Origin of the sequence: Brevibacillus choshinensis, from assembly GCF_016811915.1 — a bacterium.
GTDB classification, from domain to species: domain Bacteria; phylum Bacillota; class Bacilli; order Brevibacillales; family Brevibacillaceae; genus Brevibacillus; species Brevibacillus choshinensis_A.
The window spans coordinates 4,111,619-4,136,041 of the sequence record NZ_CP069127.1 but is presented as its reverse complement, the minus strand read 5'-3'; the positions used below and the strand labels follow the sequence as shown (position 1 = coordinate 4,136,041).

Genomic DNA, 24,423 nt, shown 5'->3' with positions numbered 1-24,423 from the left:
CTTGAAATCTTCCCCGTCCATTTATCATTAAATATCAAAAAGGGAAGTTCTCAGATTGAGGGCTTTCCTTTTTGATTTAGTAATCGTACAAATAAGCACAAAAAGAGAGAACCGATTTTCCAAGGCTCTCTCTACGCTGGGATATGTAATTGGAGCTTTTGCAGGTATTTCTGAAGTTGCTCACCTTTGAAATGTTGGACGTGCTGGTAAACGTAATCACTATAGCCCATAAGATAGATTGCTCTCAGAATGCTTTGACTTAATTTTTCAGATGGTGGCAGGGTTAAATCAACTGGTATGACTCTCCCGTGTTTTTCACCTGAGAGCTCATGAATGAAAAGCCAAGATGAACCATAATCAGTGTATTTTTCCATATAGTATTTTGTCCAAGAGCCTTGAAATATCATAGTTTCGCTGGGGATCGGTGGCAACAACTGTGAGTCCAAGACTTCAGATGGTATAGAAAGATCAATTTTCTCCGACTTATATTTATTGAATCTTCTGAGTTTGATGAAGCTATTTAGGATAAAGTTAAGTGATTTTCGACCATAGAATGTTGAGATGACAATCGTATCGTTCTCTTTGTAATAGGTAAATACGATATCGTTATCAATTACGCCCACATCTTGTGGTTCAAATTCAACACCACAACGAATTTGAAAGAAAAGGGTATTGATTACCTGTTCAAGAGTATACTTATCTGTTATGGGACCAACTCGTTCATTCCATCGATTCAAAGCATGGTCGGAAACTTGGATTCTCTTTATAAGACTTGGATTAGAGTAAAGAGGGTGTCGATATTTATTGTTGAAATATTCTTGGATTAGGCTAATATTACCTTCATTCCTTCCTAAGTGCATATGACCACGATAATCCTCGATCTCAATACCTTTTGTAAAATGACTGATAACACTCATCCGCAACACCCTCTTTTCAAATCTTCTGGTTTATCTCCGAGTACCATCCTACAAATATTGTTGTACCCAGTCAGGCGGTTGTTCTTCAAGAAATCAGATAAATAGCGATAACCTTCATAGTGCTCAGTTTTCAAGAGGAAAAGATCGTGATGAATCTCGGTAAGTTTGCTTTGATTATGAATTGCCTTTATGTATCGTTCCTTGATTTCTACATCCATGATCCGTTGGCATACATAACCGAAAGGAATCTTATATCTGTCAGCTTTGAATAACAGTAATAGTAACTTCTCATAATAAACAGGATAGACTACTTTTATCGATTGAATCCCTGAGTAGACTAACTGTAATTCTTGCAACGATGCTTCTGCAGGCATAAGTTCTCCTCCGATCATTACCCGTATATTGCCCAGGGTGTGATAAGTTTTTTGATTTGCTTGATGGTTGATTTCTTTGCTTCTTTTGCATCCTTGGAACCAAGATCTTGTGTAGCCAGGATACTGTTTAAAACTGCTATTAATTGCTGATCGGTTAATTCATCTTCGTAAGAAATATCATCGTCTTCCTCACAACTAACCGTAGCAGTGTTCGTTTCCTCAAGATCTGGATCAAATTCATATTCTGCCCAGTCTGGCCAAAGGGACGGCCACCGTTTATTTCTTTCGTCTTCAGAATCTCTTTCGAAATCTGCAGTGATTGTAAAATGAGCTTCATGCCACTCCATGGGTACAATTTTAGTAGGGATAAACAGTTTGGAAGATTCCTTTGTAAACTTGTCCCATCCTCGCTCATTGTAAAGAAATCTACTGAAAACGGTTAGCTCTTTGGCTGTAACTTTATCAGGTGTGCTTCTTTCATATACAAGCATCAGGCGTAGTGCTACTCCTTCAACTTCCAGAACCGTAATTTTCTTAATACCCTGAAAGCGATTATTGAAAAACTCTGCGGAATCATAGGTATCTTCTGCAAAGTCATCCAAACCTCTTTTGAGTGCCATATCGCTTGGAGATTTCAGTTTCAAGTCGAAATAGAAAAAGCTATAAGAATTGTTCAAGGTAATCTCTCCTTTCCTTATGGTTACATCATAACGAATAAGAATCATAAAAACAACAAGAATTTATCTTATTTAATTCTTGCTGTTCTTAAACATTTTATCCCCTCTGTATGTTTTCAATCCCTGCTCTTCTGCATATCACATAGAAGTTCTAATCAAACAGGAGGGGACTTCTATGTTTTTGTTTCCAGATCATCAGGAGAGGTTTGAGCAGTTTATAAAGCAGGACGGGACTCACAACAAAGACAGGGAGAGACAAGCATTATTTTACGTCTTTACTGGCTTCGGGGACCTAGGGGATAGAATTAAGCACTTCTACGACATCGAAGGTCGTATGATCCGTCCAGAGGGCTTTGAAGAGGTTGATTTGACGAGTGGATCAAAGGCATTGGTGGAATTGGCATTCAACTTGTACAATAACTATCCATGCGGGACGGTAGTCGATCTGTTTGCGAATCTGGATGAGAGAAATAGGAGGCTGGCATTGGAGGCGATTAGCCTTAGGTTTGGAATTACAGAGATAAAGTAAATCAGGAGCACTGATGAGTAAAAAGGGGGGATAGGAAATGAACAGTTCAAATAACGAGACAAGGCAAGAGGGATATGGCAACATGCATGGAAACTCGGTTATTCAGGCTTACGGGAATCATTTTTTTTCTGCGTTCGACATTTCATTAGATCAAATTGTTGAGCACGTTCCAACAGAGATTTTAACTCTACGCAAAGAGAAAGTTATGATCGAGGATCTATTACGATTAGTGGACGATACGCTACTCCATATCGTGTTTCAAGCATCTGCAAATCCAGATGATTTAGATCGATTACTGGATCGTTTAATGGAATATGATTTGAAGATCTACGAAAAGCACGAGAGATTAATAAGTACGATAGTTGTTTTTGGACCAGAGATAAACAATGCAGAGCTTAGCAGGGATCTCGGAGCCATCAAGTATAAGATTACGGAAGCTGTGTGGCTAAGTAGATGGAATGGTGATCAGATCATAGAGGGTATTAATGGGGATTCGGAACTGAAGGACGAAGAATTATCCATGCTTGTAATGCTACCATTCATGAATACGAAAGTTTCGCGATTCCAAAGGGCAATGGAGTCAGTGCAGATCGCTAAACAGTTGTTTGATGAAGAAAAAAGGGAAAAAGTGATTAAGATTATGGTGGCGATGGCTGGAAAGCTACTTTCAGATGCTGAACATGATCAATTTGTACAAGCTTTGAGGAAGCAAGATTATCCTTGAGTAATTAGGTTTAAAAAGTCTCTTTCAAATGCAACAAGCTTGGAGAAGTGGCTGTTTGAGGTAATATCAAATAGGTAATGTAGGGATCGGAAGAATCGGAAATCACCCGCCTTCGATCCCTTTTTCAATACGGTCGAGCTTGATTTTTGCTATTCAAAAAATTGAATCCAACTTATTACTTCTTATTCATGAATACCCACAATCAACGCATAGTCGTGTGGATATATCCAAAGCACAGAAGGATCATACGGCACAGCTAAGGGAATGGAATCATTTGCGTTGATTACAAGCATAACTACAGGATTTCTGTCTTCCGTATACGCAATGTATTCTCCATCTATGTGGTAGAAGATACCTGGATTTAGGAGAATATTACTCTGTCCCATCTTAACAGCAAAATTATCCTTGAAGGTTACTATTTTTCGTCTTTCTGTTCTGCGTACCTTGCCGATTAGCTCGTAATCTTCAGTATTCCAATCCCATACGAACACACCTTCTTGGCAAACTAACAAATCATCCTCATCCCAAGGTACGATCTCATAAAAGTCGATTTCTTCACCGAACTTATCGAAGCCTGTTTCTAAGGCCTCCCTCTGTTTCTGGATATCCTCTCGTACTGCTACAATACTTGCAAAATCACGATGGTCGATGATAGAGTGGGTCCCACAAAGTCCTTCCTCATTGTCGCCGTACATATACTTGACGGGAACCATTTCAGGATCATCTTCTTCTCGATGTAGTATACGAATTTCTTCCTCTGTATTTTTTATCCAGTTATTCATTGCGATTACGTTGCTCATTTTTCGTCTCTCCTTTAATTGGGTTTAGTTTTCTAGAAGGGGAGGGGGATTATGTATGATCCCTAGCTCCCTCGCAATCTGGTGTCTGTTTTCACAATATAGTTAGTTCGTCAACGGGCGAGAAGAGGAAAACGGTCGAACAGCGTCTAACCTCTTACTGCAGGGAGAAAGGGATGGAAGAGATATCATCTTTAGAACCTTTCCATCCATTCCTCTATTTGAACTCAGACTATCTATTCAATCTCCAATCAACATAATCGTGATTATGGATCATTATATTTTCTCTATAATAAGGAACTGCTAACGGAACACATCTATGCTGATGAATGACTAGCATAACCACAGGATGCAAACTCTCGCTGTACGTGACATATTCGCCTACTAAATCATATGAAGTACCACGTTCAAGACGGAAATCTGATTCGACTAAGTGAACCACTAGATCTTTTTTTAGTGATACTGTTTTTCGTTTCTCTGTTCCTTTAACCATACCAATACGTATGTAATTTTCCGTCTCCCAGTCCCAAAGAAAGACACCTTCCTTGCAAACCAAAAATCTTTCTTCGTCCCAGGGATGGATTGAATCAAAATCTATCGCTTTTCCATGCTTGTCTATACCGATTTTTAAAGCTCCCCGCTGATCTTGAATGTCTTGTCGAAGTGCTTCAATACTGGCTGATTCAAGATCATCCATAATATATAACGTTCCGCATAGTTCATCAGAATTGTCGCCGTACATATACACTGCAGGGGCAAGTTGTGAGACAACAGCATTTCGTTGAAGTACAAGATTGTCTTTCTTATCAAATTTCCAGCTATTCATCGCAGTAATGTTTTTCATTTTGATTCCTCCATTCGTTTCGTTTGATTGGGGAATGGGGAGTGGTTAATCCCTATGATCACTTGGAAATTTCTACCTGGTTTGTTCCTTCATTTCCCCTTTCATTCGATATTCACTTTTCAAAGAACAAAAAAAGACTGATTTACTTAGAAGTACATTTAAGATAGGTTGTAAGCACCAATGGGCAGAGAAATCCCTTGGTTGCTTAATAAAATAAACCTACAAAAAATGTAAAACCTCTAAGTAAATCAGCCTTAAGTGGCTGGTATTGACTAAAAGGAAAAAGAAAAGGATTGCTCAAAAAGGTCGTAAAGGTAATGTACAATAAGCACATTCGAAATGTCAACATTTTTTTGAAAATTCCTTGTAGAGGGAAGGTAGGACTTAGTAAGAGAATATAAATCATTATTGTTTTCTATATAACTGAATTGGGAATATCTTGAATTATCAATATGAGATATGTTACGATGAAGCCCTAAACATGAGAAAAAGGATGGAATCGATATGATTAGGGATTTTCTAAAAGACTATCCTATTTTCATAGATTTTCAAAATTAACGCCCAGTCGCCAGACTGGGTGTTTTTATTTCGTTTTCAAGGCAACATTATTAGACCCCGAAATAGACCCTTGAAGGGAGGTGACTTTATGTTTACAAAACTAAACGATAGAGTTTTTGTGCAGAATTTCGTCATTGAAGTTACTGCTGACTTGTTGATGATCTGGGCTGGCTTCCACATTGGCAGTTTACTGAAATATGTGATGTTCTAATCAGATTAGGCGGAAAGTTTAAAGGAGCTGAGCTTGTTATCAGTAAAAATCAGGATGAAATCAATGTACAGAGTGCTGGTAGATTTGGAAGCAGATTTAGGGGAGGAAGGTTGATGGAAAGTAATCTATGGGATCGAATCAAGGCCTACCTTGAGACATCAGACAAAGAGCTTCGAAATATCAGCAGTGGGATCACAAGAATAGAGATGGCTATCCGATTGCTGGAGAAAGGTTTTGATCCAGTACTAACTGCAGAGCTGACACAAGTAAAGTTGGCATTTGTTTACAGCATCAAAAGAATCATTACAGCCAAAAACTTGATTCGAAAAGGCGTGAATCTGGAATCAGTATCTGAACAGACTGGTTTCTCCATTAGCGAACTTGAGCAAATGAAGGATGATTTTTATCACGAAGAGCCAAAAGGAACATAATTTGCCCTTTTGGTAAATTACTAATCCTTGTTACCTGTATCACGGAAAGGACGATCTCAATATGGAAATGATTCCACGGAAAGAGCCACAGATCATTACGCATGAACAATATGCAGATGCTGAACTGAATAAGGACTTTCATTTTACTGGGGAGGATTTGTGGTGGTCATCAGATGAAGCAAAAAGGTTCCTCCTTATGGCAATTTCTAGCGTTGGATTGATGGGTCTTTCCAGAATGTTACCTGATGAAAGTAAGCAAGAGTTTAAGGACATATTGTGTAGATGAAAGGGGAAAGATATTCGGTTAATACGGTGGAGAGCGAAGAAAGGAATAATATCAAGTCGGAGACAAATGTCCGTTGGTGATACGAGTTTCTCAACCAACAAGGTAAACGAAGTCGAGGGTAGCTCCCTATTAAATCCAAATAGGGATGTGTGACGATATGGATATAGGTTTTCAAGGGAATAAAAGAGAAAGAACTGAAATTGCCTGTATTTGCGGTGAAAGAAAGACCCTAAAAATCGGAACAGTCGACAATTTCATATTCGAATCACGTATCCAAGTTCACAACATACCCCATTTTCGTTGTGATTTCTGCGGGAACGTGACCTATGAATCAAACACTGGCCTTCCTTCTCTATTGAAAGTTGCTTATCGACTTAAACTGATGGAAATCGATTGGCAACAAAGAGATTCCACCGTGGTCATTTTTAAAATCGATCTAGATTATGAGTTGAAATCCCAAATTGAGCAAATGATCAATAAGATTATAGATGATCTCAAGGATGGTGAGCCATTTCTTATCATGAGGGATGAGCCAATTCTTGGTCGAAGGTTAGAAAATATCGTTGTCTTGGAAGAGATCATTACGAAGGTAATCTTATTACAGGGAAATGGGGAATAGTTCATGGGAAAACGAATCAAAAACCATGAGGATTATGAACTAGGCATTTCTACTGGATTGAATAGATCGATATGCAAATTTGTCGAATTATACTTTGATCATATGAAGTCTCAATACATCGGCAAACTTTTTGAAATACACGACCGAGATCTAAATGAACAGTTATTTGATCGTATTTATACTAACGATCGATCCCGTGAGGACTTCGAGAGTATCCTAAACTCCATTCAACATTATCACCGAGAGCAAATGGGGAGAAACAAGGAAAGTGATTTGCAAATGGAGGGGGGAGTAAGTGATGTCGCTGAAAAGGAAACACTCAATAAAAAATCCAAATCGTAAGGATATGCGAGTATTAGATATGACTTTTTCGGTCTCCAGGGATAACGAACGTCTATTGAACTATTTGCGGAGAATAAAAAAACATACAAGATGGTCAAATAAACAAGAATGTGAATAAGCAAAGAGTAGCATATATTAAAAATATTCTAGCCCTACCTGATTGTTAGCTGGAAGACTTTTCTTCTACAATCCTATCGGTTTTATAGCGAAGGTTCGTGGTGGAGCAAAGGCACGCAAAGTAGGTATCTGGAGGGGGAAAAGCTGAGGAGGGATATAAAACTTCCGCATACATCGGATGGATAAACGATTTGTTCGAGTGATTACTCAATTTGGGCAACTGAATGTTCTGTCGCAACCGTTCGACAGCTCAAAGTTATCTATCGCTTCTAATTACGGATTTTCAAATGCATCACACTCCTTTTCCGTTTCTCCCATTATACAGATTATGGTATACTAAAGTCGCTTGGACGGCGTTGGGGGTTGTTTGATCTTGCTGAACGAGATCGACAGGAATCCACGGAAGAGGGGGCTTTAGGCTCCCTTTTTTATTTTTTTCTAACACTAAGTCTTAGCCCTTTCAGTATCTCTATAAATTCCTCATCTGTTTCTACCATTATCATTTTAAGCAATGTTTCTTGAGGGATCAGATCGTAAAGATTCAATTCGAACAGGATCCCTACCCTTTTTACAGCTTTTTCGACAGCTTCTTCTTTTTCTTTCTCATAAATTCTTCCGACTTTTGTATGCCTCACTGAGATCACTCCAGTCGATTCATTTGAATGTTACCCTTTCCCCAATCAAGGAATTGTTCCATTTCTTCTCGGCTCAAATCAGATGGTTGTATTCCTTTTGTTTTACAGTAATCAGCTAGCTTTCGAACTTTTACTCTGTGTTCTCCTGGAAGTCTAGGTGTTGCAAATACTCCATTCGGAAAGGCATCATCAAAATTATCGATTACATCAAGGGCTTCCTTCAGAATTTTACTTTCATCCATTTATCCCACCTACCGTTGCACGTTCATGATTTTTATTGCCACATTCAATTTATTAAGAATATGCTCTAAACCCATGTTCTGTTGAAATGACGTTCGAGGGTGAAGATTCGGGTTCATCACCCCATTTTTTCTCCGTTTTAACCCTTTCTTTATTGGTTTTGTCATCTGAAACACCTCAGCTCTTGTTATAATTACCATAACATAATAGTTTTTTAACGTCAGCTACTTCGAATATGTTGGATCCGAATGCTACATTCTTATTGTTTAGATGTAGCGGTGTCAAGACATACCAGGCATCCTTCTCGTATGAGTCATAATATCGACTCCTTAAAGCTTTTTTCAATCATTGAAACGCAAAAGGTGATTAAAGTAAAACCTACGATTACAACAAGAGAAATGACAAGCCGAGAGGGGAACTATCCTCTAACTGGGCTCAGACTATTATTTTTACAGAGATGTCATGGAAGATAATAAAGATTAAGTGGCCAAAACAATTCATCATTGGGGGGCAGTTGATGTTGAGTAAAGAGGTAATAAAAGATTTTATTCTTGATCACGATGAGGTTCTAAATAATCCTAATATAACGTGTTCAGAGCTATTAGTGCTGAAGGATAAGTTTTATTCGAGGTTCATTAAGAAGCCAAGGATAACGGAAGCTATTATTCAGCGTTGGTTTCACCATTATTTAGGGATGAACCAGAGCCTTTACGGAAACGAGGTTATGAAGAGGGCTGTCATACTCAGATTAGAGAAAAAGTATAAAGCTGAAATAGGAAGTCAAACATTGGACATTTCCATTCTAAAAAGGATCTGAGTTAAAGATTGGAGTATCTATTAAGGTAAGCACTTCAACGTCAGCTTATCTGGATGGGGCAGACTTTTCTAATCCAGTCATTGAACGGTATAAAGAGCATTTTGTAAAAAGTGTTGAGGAATACAATCGTAAATATGAGCTCGGGAAACGAATCGGTGTTCCCACCTTATTGCAAGACATGGCGAGAATTGAAAATATCCAGAAGGTTCAGGAAGAAAGATTTGAATCCGTAACAGTCATTTTTGGGCGAAAAAAGATGAAAGATGACTTTTGGATTCGTGAGTTCGAGAATCGTTATAATCACAAGTACATATTTCTTGAAGATACTCCTAAACGACCATTCACTGAAGAGATTGTTTCTAAAATACCATCACTAGCAAATCTTGAGGGCTAAGCATTTGGAAAGGAGAGTGCAGAATGGCTTTATCATTTGATCAAAAAATCGCGATATTTGAGGATAGCCAGTACGGAATGGAAAGATACTCTATTAAGCCTGATAAGACGAACTTCAGATATAAAGGTAAAGTCATAGTAAGGGAAATGTATAAAGGAAGCACCGTAGCTTACGTTTGGGGCAAAGATATTGCGGAATTCACGGATAGGTATAGAGTTGATGAACGAGGATGGATACATGTTCACGACTTTAATGAAGATGAAATCAGGGACTTGTTGGTCCAGGTATTAGCCATACAAGATAAGATTGGAACAGGGGAATAAAGGTTTCTAGGGGATGTAGGATGGAGGAACGTTTTAACAATAGCGTTAACTACAGAGATGAAATATTATCCGCTGTGCATCAGATCGTAAAGACAAAGGGCCTAAACGAGTTCCAAGTTGGGGAGGTTGTAGAGCACTTGCTGAACCAGAACCCAAACTTGAATGCCTCGACCATTCGGACACACATCACATCCAGATGTTGCGTGAATGCCAATGCTAATCATGCAGTGACATATAATGATTATGAAAGAATTCATCGGGGCTTATATAGGCTATTTGAGCCTTTGGCCAGCGTCAGCAGGAAACTGTATTTTGTTGACGTTAACACCAAGAAGAACTTTTTGCTTGCATTGGATGTCGAGATTCGGAAAGAGAAAGGAAGGGAGCAGGTACAGTTTTTCGATACAAATCGTGGGAGGGGATTCGAAGGGGAAGTCTTGGTTCAGGAAGACGATGGATTTGTTTTTCTCACGGAGAAAAGGGAAGTTATGACCTTCCGAGTAGCAACAGTAGAAGAGTACGACTTGATTTGGCGGTGTTATGTTGAAGGAGATGTACCAAGGTTTAGGACTGATGAAGAGCTGTATGAGTGGTACTATGGTAGTCTTTTGGGGGAATAAAGGGTGAACAATTGCCCAATAAGTCGTAAAATAAAGGGGGCTTGAAGGAGTATTCGTTCATGGAGGAGATGATACAGTGAAGGCGGTAGAGACAAATTTATTAAAATTCCTGCAAGGTACAAAACAATTCATCATTCCGATTTATCAACGAAAATATAGCTGGACAATTAACCAATGTCGACAACTTTGGAACGATATCGTGCGATCGGCGGAAGATGAGAATGTAAAGGGTCACTTTGTTGGCTCGATTGTTTATATTGAACGAGGTTTGTATCAGATATCTTCTGTTCCTCAGTTACTTGTTATAGATGGACAGCAACGGATGACCACATTGACCCTGTTCTTGCTTGCTTTGGGAAAAGCTATTGAAGAAAGCGATCAGCCATGCGATATAACAAAAAAGAAGATCATGAACTATTACTTAGTTAACAATGATGAAGAGGGCGAGCTGTACCATAAACTGATTTTAACGAAAAGCGACAAAGACACCTTAATTAACTTGATTTCGGATAAAAAACTCCGCGATGAATACTCGCAGAGAGTGTACGAAAACTTCACGTTTTTCCTGGAAGTAATCAAGAAGAGTGAAATCGATTTGAACAAGTTATATCAGGGCATCGCTAAACTAATTGTTGTAGATATATCTTTGGATCGTGATCATGATAATCCGCAATTGATTTTCGAAAGCCTGAACTCGACAGGACTTGATTTGTCGCAAGCAGATCTGATCCGTAACTTCGTCCTAATGAAATTGGAACCGAAAGAACAAACCGATCTTTATACCGAATATTGGTATCCGATGGAGCGTAGTTTTGGTAATCTAAACGATTCGGCTCTTTTTGACCGCTTCATGCGTGATTACTTAACGGTGAAGACAGGGAAAATTCCAAATATCCTAGACGTTTATGCAGTTTTTAAGGATTATGTATATCATCACAGTGAACAAACGGTAAAAGATATCATTGAAGACATATATCGATTCTCGAAGCATTTTGTGAAGCTGGCATTTCAGACGGAAAAAGATAAGAGTATCAACCAGGTATTAGTCGATATCAACACCCTAAAGGTCGATGTATCGTATCCATTCTTACTTGAAGTATACGATGATTATGAACACCAAAAGCTATCGAAGGAAGACTTCATTGCGATTCTTAAATTGGTTGAAGCGTATGTATTCCGCAGAGCCATTTGTGGAGTTGCTACGAATTCTTTGAATAAAACATTTGCGACGATCATCAAGGAGATCGATAAAGAAAGTTATTTGGAGAGTACAACGGCAGTCTTTTTACTTAAAGAATCACATCGACGTTTTCCAAAAAACGAAGAATTTGTACAAGAATTGGTCATCAAGGATGTGTACAATTTTAGGAATCGTAACTATTTGCTTCGAGAGTTGGAGAACTTCAATCGTAAAGAGATTGTGGATATTGAGAGTTACACCATCGAACATATTATGCCTCAGAATCAGAACCTGTCATCTGAGTGGAGGCAAGATCTTGGGGCGAATTGGGAAGAAGTACACAGGACATATTTGCATACGTTGGGCAATCTGACGCTGACTCGCTATAATTCTGAGTTGAGTGACCGACCGTTTAAGGATAAAAGGGATCTGGAGGGTGGCTTTGCAGACAGTCCATTGCGGTTGAATAAAGGGCTTGGCAAACTCGATGTCTGGAATGAAGATGAAATCACTAAGCGTGCTCGCCTACTCGCAGACCAAGCTTTACAAGTTTGGGAATACCCACAATTTTCGAATGATTTGCTTTCAAAATACACCAAAAAAGACTCGGAAGGTGAAGCTGTTACATATACCATTAATGACCATCCAGAGTTGCAAGGTGAAATGTTGGCTTTATTCGAGGAATTGAGTAAGCGAATCTGTAACTTGGATAGTTCCGTTCGCATGGAGTTCAAAAAGCTGTACATAGCTTTCAAGACGACAACGAACTTCGTCGATATCGTGCCACAGAAAAGTAAGCTTCGATTAAGTTTAAATATGGCGTTCCATGAGATAAACGATCCCCAAGGGATTTGTAAGGACGTGAGCAATGTTGGTCGTTGGGGCAATGGTGATGTGGAAATAGGAGTTTCCTCTGTTGATGATATTGAATATACCATGTTCTTGATCAAACAGTCGTTTGAAAAGCATCGGGATGATGAATAAGCAAGATTAGAAACCAACTAATATAAATTAGCGACTAAACTATTGACCAGTAGATGGTATATCTGCTGGTCTTTTTTTATCTACAAACTGAGAAAAGAAGTATAGGTGGAAAGATGTTTGATTCTTATTTTGGAAAATCACTAAGCGACAAAGGGGATGACGAGAATTATAATATATTGGGAAGAAATTGAATTTTTGTGATTATGGAACATGGGAGAAAAATACATGCTAAACTTCATTTCAAAGATAGTTGCCTATTTTAAAAATCGAAAATCAATCGTTCTGATCGGGAAAGTCAACTCTTATATTACTGAGTTGCATAGAAATTACAGCTCTATGAGCCTGAAATCTCAGGACTCACATGAAAAGATACGGTATATTCCAAGGTCACATTTTGATTCACTATTGAAAGGCATTGACTCATACCGAACATATATAGAGGGTGAATCTCCATTTCTCATATCACCTACAGTTGAGGAGCAGTACATAAGCCTAAAACCATGGTTAACCAAGCTTCCAGAACATGATGATCTTTTGCGAAAATTTCATTCCCTTAAAACTGTCTTTACAGATGCTTTTATTGAGGTTGATAAGAAATCGAAGGAAATGGAGGAGTTCGTTCGGTTCTATAACATAAAGTTACAGTCATTTTTCGATGAATTACATGTCTTGCAACAAGACTACATATCAGAGTCAGTAAAGAATGGTTTTGTGAAACGGCATCAGGAGCTTTACCAGTTCTATAAGGATACGAATCCAAATGAAATTGAAGAACTATTAGTCGCTTCTTTTATCAATATCATGAGAGATATGGATAATCAGGTATCAGCTTGGAATACAGAATATATTCATCGAGAACTTGAAAACAATAAGCAGTTTTTTGATGATATTGATGGAAAGTCACTTGACGAGCAACAACGGATAGCTGTACTGACAGATCAAGATAATAACTTAGTTCTTGCGGGAGCAGGCAGTGGGAAGACTTTGACGATTGCGGGTAAGGTGAAATTCTTAACGCAGAGAAAAAATGTTTACCCTGAAGATATCCTGTTGATTTCATTCACAAACAAGGCCGCAGGGGAAATGCACGAACGAATTGTTCAAAAGCTCGGTGTGAATGTTGACGTAAAAACATTTCACAAGCTTGGTATGGGGATAATTGCAAGACATTCAGAGCAAAAACCTGATGTGCTTAATGAGATGAAGCCCATCGTGCAAGCGTTTTTCAGAACAGAAGTATACTCAAATCCAGTTCTTCTTGGGAAAATCATTACATTCTTCGGGATGTATTTGAATATCCCCAAGGATCTTGAAGTGTTTAATAGCTTGGGTGAATATCTTGAACATACAAAGAACCTCGATTATGAAACATTAAAAGGAAAGCTACAAAAGATAACTCAAAATCTGCAGACCATAAAAGGTGAGACGGTAAAAAGTCTAGAGGAAACTCTGATCGCAAACTTCTTATTTCTAAATGGTATTGAGTATGTTTACGAAAAGGACTACGAGTATCCAACAGCAACGAAATACCATAGGCAATACAAACCTGATTTCTACCTACCACAGTATGGAATTTATATTGAACATTTCGGGATTACGGAAGATATGCGTACCCCTTGGCTCAGTCCAATTGAGGAAGAAAAATATATAAAGGGAGTCCATTGGAAGAGAGCTATTCACCAAGAAAAGAAAACAACTCTTCTCGAGTCATATTCCTACTACAACAAAAATGGTATTCTCTTCAAGAGGCTGGGGGAAAATCTTCGAAGCCATGGAGTGGTTTTCAAGAAGGTCGATTTGAAAAGTATTTATGAAGTAATACGGAATCATGGAAAAGATCAGCATTTTGAAGAGTTCATTAAATTAATCTGTTCCTTTATTAATTTATTCAAATCGAATGGATACAAAAAGGAACACTTTGCATTTCTACTTGAGGAAAATCAGAAACTGAACAGTAATAATGCTTTCATGAGAGATCGAAACGAGCTATTTCTTACTCTAGTTGAGCCAATCTTCATGTATTACCAATCGATACTGAAAAAACAAAACCAAATCGATTTCAATGACATGATTAATATGGCCACTGATATAGCCAGACTTCCTTTAACAACCTTTCCGTATAAATACATTATTATCGATGAGTATCAAGACATCTCAAATAGCCGTTTTAAACTCATTAAAACCATAAAAGAAAAGACTAACGCAAAAGTAATGAGTGTTGGGGATGACTGGCAATCCATCTATCGTTTTGCAGGAAGTGATGTTCAGCTATTCACCAGGTTTGGTGAGTGTTTTGGAAAATATGAATTGTTAAAGATTGAGAAAACATATCGTAACTCTCAACATCTCATTGATATTGCGGGTAGCTTTGTTATGAAGAATCAAAACCAACTAAAGAAGAATCTTGTATCTGATAAAATGAACCCTCAGCCGATCAGAATTATTGGCTACAGCCAAAACATTATAGAGTCACTTAGAGTTACTATTCAGGAGATAATTGATAAGTACGGCAATAGTCAAAGCATCATGTTACTAGGAAGAAACAATTTTGATATCAATTTCCTGAATGAAGCTCCAGGATTCAAGGTTATTGAGAAGAACAAAGAAGTCAAGATCCAGCTCGAGGACAATAAATCACTAAATATTTTCTTCATGACCACCCACAAATCCAAGGGGTTAGAGGCGGATCATGTTATTCTCATCAATGCTAAGAATGACCTTCTAGGATTTCCTAATCGAATTGCAGATGATCCTGTGCTGTTTTGGGTACTTACTGATCAAGATACCTATACCTTTGCTGAAGAACGCAGGTTGTTCTATGTAGCTTTGACTCGAACAAAGGGCGATCTTTATATCCTCGCTCCTGAGAAGGACCCTTCAGTGTTCGTAAATGAGTTAGTAAAAGATTATAAGATTCCATTTGAGACGGGATTAATCAAGAATCCAATTTCAAATAACCCTAAGTGTTTGAAATGTAAAACTGGAATTTTAGTTGAGAGGAAAAATGATCGCAACCAAAGTTTCTTAGGATGTAGCCACTATCCTCGTTGTGATCAGACCTATAATGATGTCCGAATACTTAATAACCAAATTTTCTGTATACGATGCAATGGTTATATGGTAAAGAGATCTGGAAAAAGGGGTGAGTTTTTAGGTTGTTCAAATTATCCTCTCTGTGAAAATACAATCAACATTAGTCAAAACAGGGGAAACAAGCAAAGATGGTCGTAACAACAAGGAGGAAGTCTGGCTAAACTGTTGGACTTCTTCTTTTTCTTTTTTTGTCCCAATTGACTATGGCAAGTTAAATAGGGGGCGATTCAAGATGGGGAAATCGATGTATTTCATTGTACAGGACAATAGTATAGAGAAGATTATTGAAAAACTCCAAGGTATGCCAGTTGAGTTTCAGATAGAGATGAGAGGGGAAAATACCATTTTTGTATTTACTGATGTGCCTGTACGGGTTTATGGAGAGCTTAGAAAGATTTTCGATTGCGATTGTCTGCTTTATAAAAGGGTCAGGCGTATTAATAGGCGAAGAAAGAGACAATGATGGGGTATCATTATGAAAAGAAGGGAGGGAGACCTTGATGTGTGGTCGATTTACGATTGCAGTTTCTCATGAAGATCTACTTCTCCGATTTTCAATTGCTGAAGCGATTGATCTTTTTCACAGTGCGAGGTACAACGTAGCTCCTATGCAGATGACTCCTGCGGTCATCAATGATGGTAAAAGAAATCGGATAGATCAACTTCGATGGGGACTTATTCCTTCATGGGCTAAAGACGGAAGCATGGCAGGAAAAATGATCAATGCAAGAGCGGAAACCGTATTAGATAAAGCTTCGTTCAAGAATTTAATTTACCGAAAGAGATGCATTATCCCTGCGGACTCGTTTTACGAATGGAAAAATGTGAACGAGAAGAAGCAACCGATGAGGATCATGATGCGAGATGAGTGTATTTTTAGTTTAGCTGGGCTTTATGATACTTGGATCAATCCAGTTAATGGTCAAAGGCTCGGTACCTTTACGATCATCACGACAAAACCTAACAGGTTAGTTGAAGAGGTCCATGATCGGATGCCAGTTATTCTAAGCAGGGAAAAAGAGGGGATTTGGTTGGACAGGGGAAATACAAATATGGATGAGATATTGGATTTGCTACAACCGTATCCAGCGGAAGAAATGATAGCGTATCCAGTATCAACGCTGGTCGGGAATGTGAAGAACGATTCACCTGAATGTATCGAGATGGTGCGGGGATAGAGGCGGTAAGGGGGAGTGGGCTTGTTTACGATAAAAGGGAAATACAATGGTAAAGAAACGGAAGTAACGTGGGATAATGGAACATTGACTGGTGATGATTTTTTAGTTCGAAGCCTACACTGTGAGGCGGATGCGATGGAAGGTCATCTTGTTGCCTTTCCGACCATGGTAGGGACAACGCATAACCATCTACAGGATCCGTTGTCTTCTCTTTATTTGATACTGGAGCAGTTTGAAGAAGTGTACGAGAGTCATGGAGATGTCCCGCAGTTGCCCGATGTGCCCGATGGTGCGATTAGCTGATTTGAGTAGGGAGAGGTATTGGTAATGGGAAACAGATCAAATATTCACGCTGACGTAATTTTAGATTCTTTCAATCTTTCACAGAATGCTTTCTCAACGATATTATTGGATGCTATCCAATTCTTTCCGCAGGAAATCAAGAAGATGCAAGCAGAATCTCACGGTCTTCTATTCGGAATCAAGTCGAATGAGATCCTGGAATGTGACTACGTATTTCCTGTTGGCAATGTAACAAAAAGAGCTGAGGATGAAGTAGAGCCAAATAGTAAAATTGACAATGCGATTAATAATGCAAGGCAAATTCTCTCAACCTCACGACTTATTGGCACTTATCACAGCCATCCTTATGACAAATATTTTGAGCATTGGGCTGACCCCAGTAATATGGATGTAGCGTGTGCAAAGTACGATGATTTGCCGTTCATGTTGATAGTTGCAATAACAAGAGACGGGAAAAAAGACAAGCCATTGTCACTGGGATATCAGTTAGGGAATGCGTATGAGTTTTATCACAACCAAAAAGCTGATGGACATGATCTTCCGATAACTAAACCACTTACTACAGATGTTCAGTATATCATGGGTGAATTTAAAAAATATCGCTTTGAGATACGAGCATATCAATACATAAACGATTGTCTTCGTGATGTAAACCTGTATTCTTCCGAGGCAGAAATGTTGATGGAGTTGCTGGATCAAAACATTGATATTGCTTCTTTGTCACCAGATCAGGCGTTCCGTCTTCGGAAAATTGAATATAATCGGAGAAGGTTAATTGGTCAAAAAGATGGGACGGTAGAAAGGGAGAGACAAAATACTGAGTACCATCTTCAGCGTTTAAAAGGTGAAAGATAATGATAACAAGGTAAAGGGATTAGGGGGTATATTATGAAAGTCGAATCCTTAGTTGAAAAAGTCACAATGAGAAACGGAATTGAAATCATTATTATCAAAACCGAAGTTACAAGAGAAAGAGTGTTTTTAGGCAAGGAACGGTATCTAATCAGAGTTGAAGGTGTATTTAAGGAGAAATGGGAGAAAGGATTCTCTGTCAGGCACTTTACCGTTCCTGTTCATTTAACAGAAATAGATGATGCGTATTGGGAGCTTGAAAGTTATAGAGGAGACACCATTAATTTCTTCGCATTAAGTGATTCTCATCATCCAGAGGAAAGAGAAGCACTTCTCCATTACTGTTTAAGTCAGGATTCGGTATTTATTAAAGTAGAAAACGATTTTGGTAGAGACTCCCTCTTTTGCAAGTGGGTTAAGCATGGATGTCTGAATACCTTCACTATCCGAAAAAGAAATAGACGTTAAATCAAATACCTTCATTTTCTGTTTCACATGCGAGGCGTAATCGTAGTATTACTTGCAAGTGTACCGTTGAATGTTTTTTTTCGTGTTGATATGAAACTTCTGCATGCATGATTTTGGCGAAAAGAGCGAAGTCTCGATGTTTTTGCCATATCAATGAGCATTCCATTTTTTGTCAGTAATAAACTCGAATTCAATTCGTACGATGAGGTTTCAATTCCATTACGCTCCCTTGGACGTAACCCTACCTGTAAGAGTGTTCAAGGGCATTCCTAGTGCCTCTTACAGGCAAAGCATCAAGGGAGGGGAGTGACGGTAATCAATCATATGTCACTCTCAAAACGTGATACCTTCAAACTACTGGTATAATACTAGGAACGTAATCCAAAGCGGAAATAGAACGAGCGGTATAAATGAAACCCAAGCCAGCCAAATCAGGTTTCGCTTGCTATGGACTGAATGAGCGATCAAAAAATGAAAAACGTATAAAAGTAAAGCTCCTTCGAAACGGGGTGTTGCGTTCAAGTACCAAGCGAGAGGATAATACAAAATTGCACTTACGATCATGTATCGCCAATTCCGAGATAATATTGCAATCAACGCAGTGAATATAGAAAGGATCGTTGAACCCCAGAAGAAAACATGTATCATATTAATCGCTATTCCTTTCCTTTCAAAATCCTATCCCCTAGATATTATTCATGAATGGCCCCTCAAAGCACATATACCAATATCTAATAACACCCATTTTGGAAATAGTTTTCTATGAGTCCTTATGTGAAAAACCATACCCGCTCTAACTCCATTTCGGAATCATGAAATCGATCATTCATGATGCATTTAATTCCTGCTTCTTTTTTTACTCATCACTGACCGATTGAGATGATCAGTCAATTAATATTTACCGTTTTTTATCAAAAAATCTAGCCAGTTTCAAATTGACATTCTATGTGTAAACGGCTTTTGAAAGTTATGAGTTTAGCAAACATTTAGACACTTGTACCTTTATATGACAAAGTGAGTTTTCAAGACTTTCCCTAACCGAAATTATTATAGGATTTCGATGCTGTGTCAAAAAAGGTGTGTATTGACGAAAAGCTAGGATTGTAAAATTGTACTGTTTCCTTGTGTGTAAGGTACGCCTTTGTGGTGAATATATAACGAATACCAAAGTAAAGGGTGGCCATTATGGGAACCTGGAGGACATTTCAACCACAGCTACGTTGCTGTGGTCTTTTTATTGGCATCGGTACAAAAAATATTTCATTCAGCGTGTACATTTCTGTGTTTGATAGTTAATAAAAGATGAAGTCAAAAAAGAAAATGGAGGTACAGAGCAAATGAGGGGATACAGAATCAGTGAATTTTATTGTAGCTCTTGTGGAAGCATGACTCCCTTGCCAGGATTGAGAGGACAGCAACGTGAAAAGTACCATGTGAAAGATCTCTGGTGTTTTAAATGTAGGGACAGTACAGTACAGCTCACACAGAAAAACGTTTTTGTGATCACGTCTTCGTTGCGTATCATTCGAAGGGAATCAGCTAAAGGTGTTGGTTGAAAGGGATAAAAATAACTGAAGAAGTTTTTGATCCTACGTGTGAAAAACGTGTTTTAGCACTGAATATGTAATGTCAGCAAAAGTGAAAGCGAAAGATCACAACGGTTTACACAAATTAATAAATAGGAGGAAGAATGTAATGAGTATTGTTAGAAAAGCTGATTTTTATTTCGGATCAATGCTATCTGGACTTATCAACAACGGATTGGCCCCAGCGATCATTGAACCTGGTGAGTCTAGAAGAATCTATTCAGTTTCAACAGATAAAGGTGATTATCAAATATATTCGAAGTATGTATCCGCACCTTTGAAGAGACAAAATAAGGATACTCAACTTTGGCAATTTGCTTTTTCGCATGATGAAATTGAATTTCTTAAAAACTTTAGAAAAAATGGAAGGAAATTATGTTTTGCTCTGATTTGTGGTCAAGAAAAACTGCAGGATAGTGAAATTGCTATATTATCTTTCGAAGAAGCAAAGGATTGCTTGGATCTCCACTATAAACGTGAGAGTTATCGTATAACCATCAAATCGGAAAAAGGAATCCACGGCCTTAAGGCTTATGGTACAGGTCGATCAGACATCCTTGATGGTAAGGATAATACAATTCGGATTCGCAGGGATATATTGGCCTGCTTCTAATTGTTATTAATAAATGTTCAAAGGTTTTGATTTGAGTGTAGGGACATAATCGGGAAATTGCTGTGGTGATCAACTGATTACAGGAAATCTCACGATGGAAGTCAAGTAATCTTAGGGATTGTATTTAGGTCTGTTAATAAATAAGGAGATATGATCAAATGTTTAAAAGAATGGGACTGTTTAGGCCTAAAAAAGCTGGCAAAATTAAAGCAATTGATCTCAATGGATTGAGAAGGAACTGGGACTTTGAAGTGATTTCTAAAGTGATCTTTGATGATGAAGGAAATGAATATCTGTCTGAAGATCATGTACCGAAAGAAGTTTCTTTCCGTTTAGCCATACGTGAAGACGATATTCCTGAATGTACTGATGTAGCATTCCGATTTGAAATGAATGAGGAAGCTGAGATCCACATTGTCAATGCAAAGCAGTGCGGATTTGGTGTATTACGAATGCTGAGAGGGAATCTTGCAGGAAGACAATATATGTTCCCAATTGATGACTTTCATCATGGCTTACAGTTATTTGCGTATGGTGTCCTTACACATGACTACATGGATAAGGATATTGCCAATCATCTTCTGAGCGATATCAATGAAAGAGAAATGCTGAAAATATGTGTTGGAATGGAGATTTATGACTTGGTTATGCATAAGGTAAGGACTCATAATTTAAAATGGCGTATGAAGTAGTCAGATGGTAAAGATGCCATATAAACAATATGCATACAATATATGAAGAACATTCACAAATTGTAGGGAAAAATATGAGCATCTTATGCAGAAAGTATGAGATTAGTTACAGAATCCAAGGGTGGGGAAAAGAGAGCGATACGTAAAGCTTTAGATTCCCGTAATTCTATTCAACCTTCAGGATATCAACATTATCCACAAAGGTATCTGTGGATACAATCTGAATATCTACCTTGCCCTTGTTCAACTATCCCCTGCTTTTTTAGGCAATAACCGATGGGAAAATTCATATAGACAAATATTGTAAGGTAATAGGTCATGATATAGTTTTTAATATAAATATACAAACGTCAGTTCTTATGGAGGAGATGTTAAATGCGATTGAGGAAAAAGAATAGAAGAGGAATTTCAAATCGAAATACAAGGTGCGTCACTCCAAAACATGATGGAGTAGACGCATTTTTTATTAGGTTGCAACCTAAACACCATTGGAATAGAGGACAGGGGGAAGTTGCACGAGAGGTTCCATAGGGAAGGGGTAATTGAGAACAACAGACTGTTATGCGAGGGATTGCGAATGCTTGAAGTGAAGCAGTTTCCTGAAATGAGCTGGAGCCTTAGTCGCCATAAAACATTGATGAACTGCCAAATGCAGTATTTTTTTACTTATTACCTATCCCATAATGGGTGGTTGCAAAAAGCCAGCAGTGTTTCCAAGCATGCTTACCGTTTAAAGAAAATGGTATCCACAGAAATTCTCCTAGGAAATTCTGTTCATAAACAGATCCAACAGGTGATAGGTCACGTTCAAAGTGAAGAGAAAATCCAATCAGAGAGCCACCTCGTTGAAAGTATACGGGCCGATTTGAACACTGCATACGCTGACTCGATACATAGACGAGCACAGTGGTTTGAAAAGCCCAGCAAGTACTCCATGCTCCAAGAAATTTACTACGATGGTTCGTTAACAAAAGAGAAAATACACGATATTCAAGAACGTACGAGATTAAGTGTGAATCATTTTGTAAGCAGTCGGACCTTCAACGTAATTAGTCACAACCAGAAAGTAAAAATTGTTGATGCAGAACGGTTTCGTGTCATGAAAGTTGATGGCATAAACATCTTTGCTGTCTTGGATCTTGTTTATCAAGAAGAAAATGGACGTTATGTCATCGTGGATTGGAAGACAGGAAAGGAAAGACCTGATGATTTTTACCAAGTAGTCCTCTACGTTTGGTTCTTGCATGAAAAACTGAATATCGATCTAGGTGAAATTGAGGCCAAAATTGAGTACCTACAGATAGGTAAGCAGAAAAGTATTCAAGTTAAGCAGATGGACATAGATAATATGCTGAATACATTTCGAATGTCTATGGAACTCATGTGTGGATACATAGAGGATATTGAACAAAATAAGCCGTTTGGATTCGAGGCATTTCCCAAGACCCAAAATCCTAGGACCTGCAGTAGCTGTAACTATCGGGAACTATGTAGCAAAAGCTAGGGAAAAAGAAAGGAAATAGGTTTCAAGAGTTATTGACCTTATGGGCAATGCTTAGAATATAGAGTTCAAAAGAACACAGGTTTCTCGTTAGAGAAAAGATATGAGGAGGAGTCGGTTACATGAATGATGATAAATTGAAGGAGAAGAACAAAAGTGATGTGGATCAGCTTAATGATGAGATTGATGCATTGGCAAAAAACTTAGGCGTTCTCATCAGATATTTTCGAGAGCTTCGAGGACTATCGTTGAACGATGTGTATATGGTGAGTGGGATTTCGCCATCTTATCTAAACAGATTGGAGCAGGGACAGAGGGACTCACCGAGCATTAAAATTGTGAAACGATTTGCTGAAGCTTTAAAGATTCCAAGCGACGTATTGTTTGAGGCAATCTTTCATGAAAAAGCTCCAAAAGAACGCAATTTGTCGCTCGAAGAATTACTTATTTGCAGTGACTACCTTGTGAATGATGAACCAGTAAACAGAGAAATAAAGGAACATCTGCTTGCTATCGTAAAGCATATCCTTTCTTGTGAGTGGACATCCGAAACGAAAATGCGAGAATCCTGCAACTTGGCCGACATGATTGATCGATTAAGAAAGGTTTCATAAAAGACCAGGAAGAGGGGGCCAAGGCTCATCCTCTTTTTCATAAACATAAAGGATGATGTCAATGAGCATTAAGAATTCTCAAAAAGAGATGATATTGACCTTATATCTGAAAAAATACAAAGGTGAATTAGAGCGAGTGATTGGTTTAGAGTTATCCAATATTGAACTTGAAAGATCAAACGGTGGCAAAAAGATCGATTATTATGCTGTTAATAAGCATCGACGACTGGAAGTGTTTTTGGAGAGCCAGGTCACCCCTCGAATATGGAGCATCTTGTACAAAAGGTGAAGCCGATCATCATGTCGCTTAGCGAAGGTTTGGTCGTTTGGCTCGCCACTCAATTTAATCCTGAGCACATAAAGGCAGTAAGGTCTCTCCTGAAAGATCATAGGCGACAGAAGTATATAAACTTTTATGCAGTAGAAATTAATCAGACGATACTACCTGTACTGAGCAACTGAATACCATGTATAAACTTGATATATGGAGTAACCTAGATCTTATCAACCAGATCCAAAAGCCATTTAGATTGGTTGACTGGCACGAGCAGATTCCTCATACTCATGTTGGAAAAGCAGTAGCGGTAGATCAATATGATTTCACACGCCTTGACGATGTGAAAAATTATACTATGGAGAAGCTACGAGAACGATTACCACAGTATATCAACCTACACAAAGCAAAGAAGCATAATGAGAGCAATCGAAGAATTGTGATCGGTGGCGGACGGGATGGTATTAACTATAATTGCTCGGTTCAGGATAGGAGGAACCTTGCTTATGTGGAACTTCATTTTGCCATAATCAAAAAATATTGTACGAGTGGTTGCAGAATCACTACGTTTCAATAAAGGAACGTGTACACCCTGATATCGTCATGGGAAAAGGGAGAATTGGAGTGTAC

Annotated in this window: 27 protein-coding genes; 20 read left to right on the top strand and 7 right to left on the bottom strand. The window is 38.4% G+C overall.

Features of this window, described 5'->3' with window-relative positions:
- Positions 1–131: 131 nt before the first annotated feature.
- The 3 genes from JNE38_RS20765 to JNE38_RS20755 are packed head-to-tail and all read right to left on the bottom strand — an operon-like array spanning position 132 to position 1,968.
- Complete coding sequence (locus JNE38_RS20765) at positions 132–917, bottom strand: hypothetical protein (RefSeq protein ID WP_203353062.1); 786 nt, start codon at positions 915–917, stop codon at positions 132–134.
- Positions 914–1,291 (bottom strand): hypothetical protein, encoded by a 378-nt coding sequence (locus tag JNE38_RS20760; RefSeq protein ID WP_203353061.1) that lies wholly within the window; start codon positions 1,289–1,291, stop codon positions 914–916. The genes JNE38_RS20765 and JNE38_RS20760 overlap by 4 nt, the downstream gene beginning before the upstream one ends.
- Positions 1,292–1,308: 17 nt before the next feature.
- A complete protein-coding gene (locus JNE38_RS20755) occupies positions 1,309–1,968 on the bottom strand; it encodes a hypothetical protein (RefSeq protein ID WP_203353060.1) in 660 nt (219 codons plus the stop codon).
- A gap of 175 nt (positions 1,969–2,143) precedes the next feature.
- Here JNE38_RS20755 and JNE38_RS20750 point away from each other — a divergent pair, with 175 nt between their 5' ends.
- Positions 2,144–2,497, top strand: coding sequence for a DUF6075 family protein (locus JNE38_RS20750; protein ID WP_203353059.1), 354 nt, complete (start codon positions 2,144–2,146; stop codon positions 2,495–2,497).
- A 37-nt stretch (positions 2,498–2,534) separates the two neighbouring features.
- The gene (locus JNE38_RS20745; RefSeq protein WP_203353058.1) at positions 2,535–3,221 is read left to right on the top strand and encodes a hypothetical protein; all 687 of its coding nucleotides are present in this window, start codon (positions 2,535–2,537) and stop codon (positions 3,219–3,221) included.
- 182 nt (positions 3,222–3,403) lie between these two features.
- Here JNE38_RS20745 and JNE38_RS20740 read toward each other — a convergent pair whose 3' ends face one another.
- Together JNE38_RS20740 and JNE38_RS20735 are read right to left on the bottom strand one after the other, a co-directional pair.
- The gene (locus tag JNE38_RS20740) at positions 3,404–4,021 is read right to left on the bottom strand and encodes a hypothetical protein (protein ID WP_203353057.1); all 618 of its coding nucleotides are present in this window, start codon (positions 4,019–4,021) and stop codon (positions 3,404–3,406) included.
- Positions 4,022–4,250: 229 nt separating this feature from the next.
- Entirely contained in the window at positions 4,251–4,862 is a 612-nt protein-coding gene (locus tag JNE38_RS20735) for a hypothetical protein (protein WP_203353056.1), read from the bottom strand.
- A gap of 882 nt (positions 4,863–5,744) precedes the next feature.
- Here JNE38_RS20735 and JNE38_RS20730 point away from each other — a divergent pair.
- The 4 genes from JNE38_RS20730 to JNE38_RS20715 all read left to right on the top strand — a co-directional run bounded on the left by JNE38_RS20730 (position 5,745) and on the right by JNE38_RS20715 (position 7,309).
- Positions 5,745–6,062 carry a hypothetical protein gene (locus tag JNE38_RS20730; protein ID WP_203353055.1) on the top strand — a complete coding sequence of 106 codons (318 nt, stop codon included), beginning with the start codon at positions 5,745–5,747 and terminating at the stop codon, positions 6,060–6,062.
- A gap of 61 nt (positions 6,063–6,123) precedes the next feature.
- Entirely contained in the window at positions 6,124–6,348 is a 225-nt protein-coding gene (locus tag JNE38_RS20725; RefSeq protein ID WP_203353054.1) for a hypothetical protein, read from the top strand.
- A gap of 157 nt (positions 6,349–6,505) precedes the next feature.
- Positions 6,506–6,967 (top strand): hypothetical protein, encoded by a 462-nt coding sequence (locus JNE38_RS20720; protein ID WP_203353053.1) that lies wholly within the window; start codon positions 6,506–6,508, stop codon positions 6,965–6,967.
- Positions 6,968–6,970: 3 nt separating this feature from the next.
- Positions 6,971–7,309 (top strand): hypothetical protein, encoded by a 339-nt coding sequence (locus JNE38_RS20715; protein ID WP_203353052.1) that lies wholly within the window; start codon positions 6,971–6,973, stop codon positions 7,307–7,309.
- Between the two features lie 545 nt (positions 7,310–7,854).
- Here JNE38_RS20715 and JNE38_RS20710 read toward each other — a convergent pair.
- Both JNE38_RS20710 and JNE38_RS20705 read right to left on the bottom strand, forming a co-directional pair.
- Positions 7,855–8,061, bottom strand: a complete 207-nt coding sequence (locus JNE38_RS20710) for a hypothetical protein (protein ID WP_203353051.1) — start codon at positions 8,059–8,061, stop codon at positions 7,855–7,857.
- A 5-nt stretch (positions 8,062–8,066) separates the two neighbouring features.
- Complete coding sequence (locus JNE38_RS20705) at positions 8,067–8,303, bottom strand: hypothetical protein (protein ID WP_203353050.1); 237 nt, start codon at positions 8,301–8,303, stop codon at positions 8,067–8,069.
- A 1,232-nt stretch (positions 8,304–9,535) separates the two neighbouring features.
- Between JNE38_RS20705 and JNE38_RS20700 the strand changes: the two genes are divergently transcribed.
- The 14 genes from JNE38_RS20700 (at position 9,536) to JNE38_RS20635 (ending at position 23,808) form a co-directional block, all read left to right on the top strand.
- Positions 9,536–9,835, top strand: a complete 300-nt coding sequence (locus JNE38_RS20700) for a hypothetical protein (protein WP_203353049.1) — start codon at positions 9,536–9,538, stop codon at positions 9,833–9,835.
- Positions 9,836–9,855: 20 nt separating this feature from the next.
- On the top strand, positions 9,856–10,455 hold the full coding sequence (locus tag JNE38_RS20695) for a DUF7669 domain-containing protein (protein ID WP_203353048.1): 600 nt from the start codon (positions 9,856–9,858) through the stop codon (positions 10,453–10,455).
- A gap of 76 nt (positions 10,456–10,531) precedes the next feature.
- Positions 10,532–12,619 carry a DUF262 and DUF1524 domain-containing protein gene (locus JNE38_RS20690; RefSeq protein WP_203353047.1) on the top strand — a complete coding sequence of 696 codons (2,088 nt, stop codon included), beginning with the start codon at positions 10,532–10,534 and terminating at the stop codon, positions 12,617–12,619.
- A gap of 225 nt (positions 12,620–12,844) precedes the next feature.
- Positions 12,845–15,850: a UvrD-helicase domain-containing protein gene (locus JNE38_RS20685; RefSeq protein WP_203353046.1), complete on the top strand. Its 3,006-nt coding sequence runs from the start codon at positions 12,845–12,847 to the stop codon at positions 15,848–15,850.
- Positions 15,851–15,944: 94 nt separating this feature from the next.
- The gene (locus JNE38_RS20680; RefSeq protein ID WP_203353045.1) at positions 15,945–16,175 is read left to right on the top strand and encodes a hypothetical protein; all 231 of its coding nucleotides are present in this window, start codon (positions 15,945–15,947) and stop codon (positions 16,173–16,175) included.
- 37 nt (positions 16,176–16,212) lie between these two features.
- A complete protein-coding gene (locus tag JNE38_RS20675; protein ID WP_203353044.1) occupies positions 16,213–16,890 on the top strand; it encodes an SOS response-associated peptidase in 678 nt (225 codons plus the stop codon).
- 21 nt (positions 16,891–16,911) lie between these two features.
- Complete coding sequence (locus tag JNE38_RS20670; RefSeq protein ID WP_203353043.1) at positions 16,912–17,193, top strand: hypothetical protein; 282 nt, start codon at positions 16,912–16,914, stop codon at positions 17,191–17,193.
- A 24-nt stretch (positions 17,194–17,217) separates the two neighbouring features.
- Positions 17,218–18,048 (top strand): MPN domain-containing protein, encoded by an 831-nt coding sequence (locus tag JNE38_RS20665; protein ID WP_203353042.1) that lies wholly within the window; start codon positions 17,218–17,220, stop codon positions 18,046–18,048.
- Between the two features lie 33 nt (positions 18,049–18,081).
- Positions 18,082–18,513: a hypothetical protein gene (locus JNE38_RS20660; RefSeq protein WP_203353041.1), complete on the top strand. Its 432-nt coding sequence runs from the start codon at positions 18,082–18,084 to the stop codon at positions 18,511–18,513.
- A 1,695-nt stretch (positions 18,514–20,208) separates the two neighbouring features.
- On the top strand, positions 20,209–20,712 hold the full coding sequence (locus JNE38_RS20655) for a hypothetical protein (RefSeq protein ID WP_203353040.1): 504 nt from the start codon (positions 20,209–20,211) through the stop codon (positions 20,710–20,712).
- 158 nt (positions 20,713–20,870) lie between these two features.
- Positions 20,871–21,404: a hypothetical protein gene (locus tag JNE38_RS20650; protein WP_203353039.1), complete on the top strand. Its 534-nt coding sequence runs from the start codon at positions 20,871–20,873 to the stop codon at positions 21,402–21,404.
- Between the two features lie 577 nt (positions 21,405–21,981).
- On the top strand, positions 21,982–22,908 hold the full coding sequence (locus JNE38_RS20645) for a PD-(D/E)XK nuclease family protein (RefSeq protein WP_203353038.1): 927 nt from the start codon (positions 21,982–21,984) through the stop codon (positions 22,906–22,908).
- 119 nt (positions 22,909–23,027) lie between these two features.
- Positions 23,028–23,519 (top strand): helix-turn-helix domain-containing protein, encoded by a 492-nt coding sequence (locus JNE38_RS20640; RefSeq protein ID WP_203353037.1) that lies wholly within the window; start codon positions 23,028–23,030, stop codon positions 23,517–23,519.
- A 61-nt stretch (positions 23,520–23,580) separates the two neighbouring features.
- On the top strand, positions 23,581–23,808 hold the full coding sequence (locus JNE38_RS20635) for a hypothetical protein (RefSeq protein ID WP_203353036.1): 228 nt from the start codon (positions 23,581–23,583) through the stop codon (positions 23,806–23,808).
- The last annotated feature ends 615 nt before the right edge of the window (positions 23,809–24,423 follow it).

Excerpts from the sequence above, each read along its gene's own strand:
- JNE38_RS20675 (WP_203353044.1), top strand. The coding sequence starts at position 16,213 with ATGTGTGGTCGATTTACGATTGCAGTTTCTCATGAAGATCTACTTCTC.
- JNE38_RS20665 (WP_203353042.1), top strand. The coding sequence starts at position 17,218 with ATGGGAAACAGATCAAATATTCACGCTGACGTAATTTTAGATTCTTTC.
- JNE38_RS20700 (WP_203353049.1), top strand. The coding sequence starts at position 9,536 with ATGGCTTTATCATTTGATCAAAAAATCGCGATATTTGAGGATAGCCAG.
- JNE38_RS20695 (WP_203353048.1), top strand. The coding sequence starts at position 9,856 with ATGGAGGAACGTTTTAACAATAGCGTTAACTACAGAGATGAAATATTA.
- JNE38_RS20740 (WP_203353057.1), bottom strand. The coding sequence starts at position 4,021 with ATGAGCAACGTAATCGCAATGAATAACTGGATAAAAAATACAGAGGAA.
- JNE38_RS20655 (WP_203353040.1), top strand. The coding sequence starts at position 20,209 with ATGAGTATTGTTAGAAAAGCTGATTTTTATTTCGGATCAATGCTATCT.
- JNE38_RS20660 (WP_203353041.1), top strand. The coding sequence starts at position 18,082 with ATGAAAGTCGAATCCTTAGTTGAAAAAGTCACAATGAGAAACGGAATT.
- JNE38_RS20760 (WP_203353061.1), bottom strand. The coding sequence starts at position 1,291 with ATGCCTGCAGAAGCATCGTTGCAAGAATTACAGTTAGTCTACTCAGGG.
- JNE38_RS20720 (WP_203353053.1), top strand. The coding sequence starts at position 6,506 with ATGGATATAGGTTTTCAAGGGAATAAAAGAGAAAGAACTGAAATTGCC.
- JNE38_RS20685 (WP_203353046.1), top strand. The coding sequence starts at position 12,845 with ATGCTAAACTTCATTTCAAAGATAGTTGCCTATTTTAAAAATCGAAAA.
- JNE38_RS20735 (WP_203353056.1), bottom strand. The coding sequence starts at position 4,862 with ATGAAAAACATTACTGCGATGAATAGCTGGAAATTTGATAAGAAAGAC.
- JNE38_RS20745 (WP_203353058.1), top strand. The coding sequence starts at position 2,535 with ATGAACAGTTCAAATAACGAGACAAGGCAAGAGGGATATGGCAACATG.
- JNE38_RS20715 (WP_203353052.1), top strand. The coding sequence starts at position 6,971 with ATGGGAAAACGAATCAAAAACCATGAGGATTATGAACTAGGCATTTCT.
- JNE38_RS20635 (WP_203353036.1), top strand. The coding sequence starts at position 23,581 with ATGAGCATTAAGAATTCTCAAAAAGAGATGATATTGACCTTATATCTG.
- JNE38_RS20750 (WP_203353059.1), top strand. The coding sequence starts at position 2,144 with ATGTTTTTGTTTCCAGATCATCAGGAGAGGTTTGAGCAGTTTATAAAG.
- JNE38_RS20650 (WP_203353039.1), top strand. The coding sequence starts at position 20,871 with ATGTTTAAAAGAATGGGACTGTTTAGGCCTAAAAAAGCTGGCAAAATT.
- JNE38_RS20705 (WP_203353050.1), bottom strand. The coding sequence starts at position 8,303 with ATGGATGAAAGTAAAATTCTGAAGGAAGCCCTTGATGTAATCGATAAT.
- JNE38_RS20640 (WP_203353037.1), top strand. The coding sequence starts at position 23,028 with ATGAATGATGATAAATTGAAGGAGAAGAACAAAAGTGATGTGGATCAG.
- JNE38_RS20680 (WP_203353045.1), top strand. The coding sequence starts at position 15,945 with ATGGGGAAATCGATGTATTTCATTGTACAGGACAATAGTATAGAGAAG.
- JNE38_RS20725 (WP_203353054.1), top strand. The coding sequence starts at position 6,124 with ATGGAAATGATTCCACGGAAAGAGCCACAGATCATTACGCATGAACAA.
- JNE38_RS20730 (WP_203353055.1), top strand. The coding sequence starts at position 5,745 with ATGGAAAGTAATCTATGGGATCGAATCAAGGCCTACCTTGAGACATCA.
- JNE38_RS20645 (WP_203353038.1), top strand. The coding sequence starts at position 21,982 with ATGCTTGAAGTGAAGCAGTTTCCTGAAATGAGCTGGAGCCTTAGTCGC.
- JNE38_RS20765 (WP_203353062.1), bottom strand. The coding sequence starts at position 917 with ATGAGTGTTATCAGTCATTTTACAAAAGGTATTGAGATCGAGGATTAT.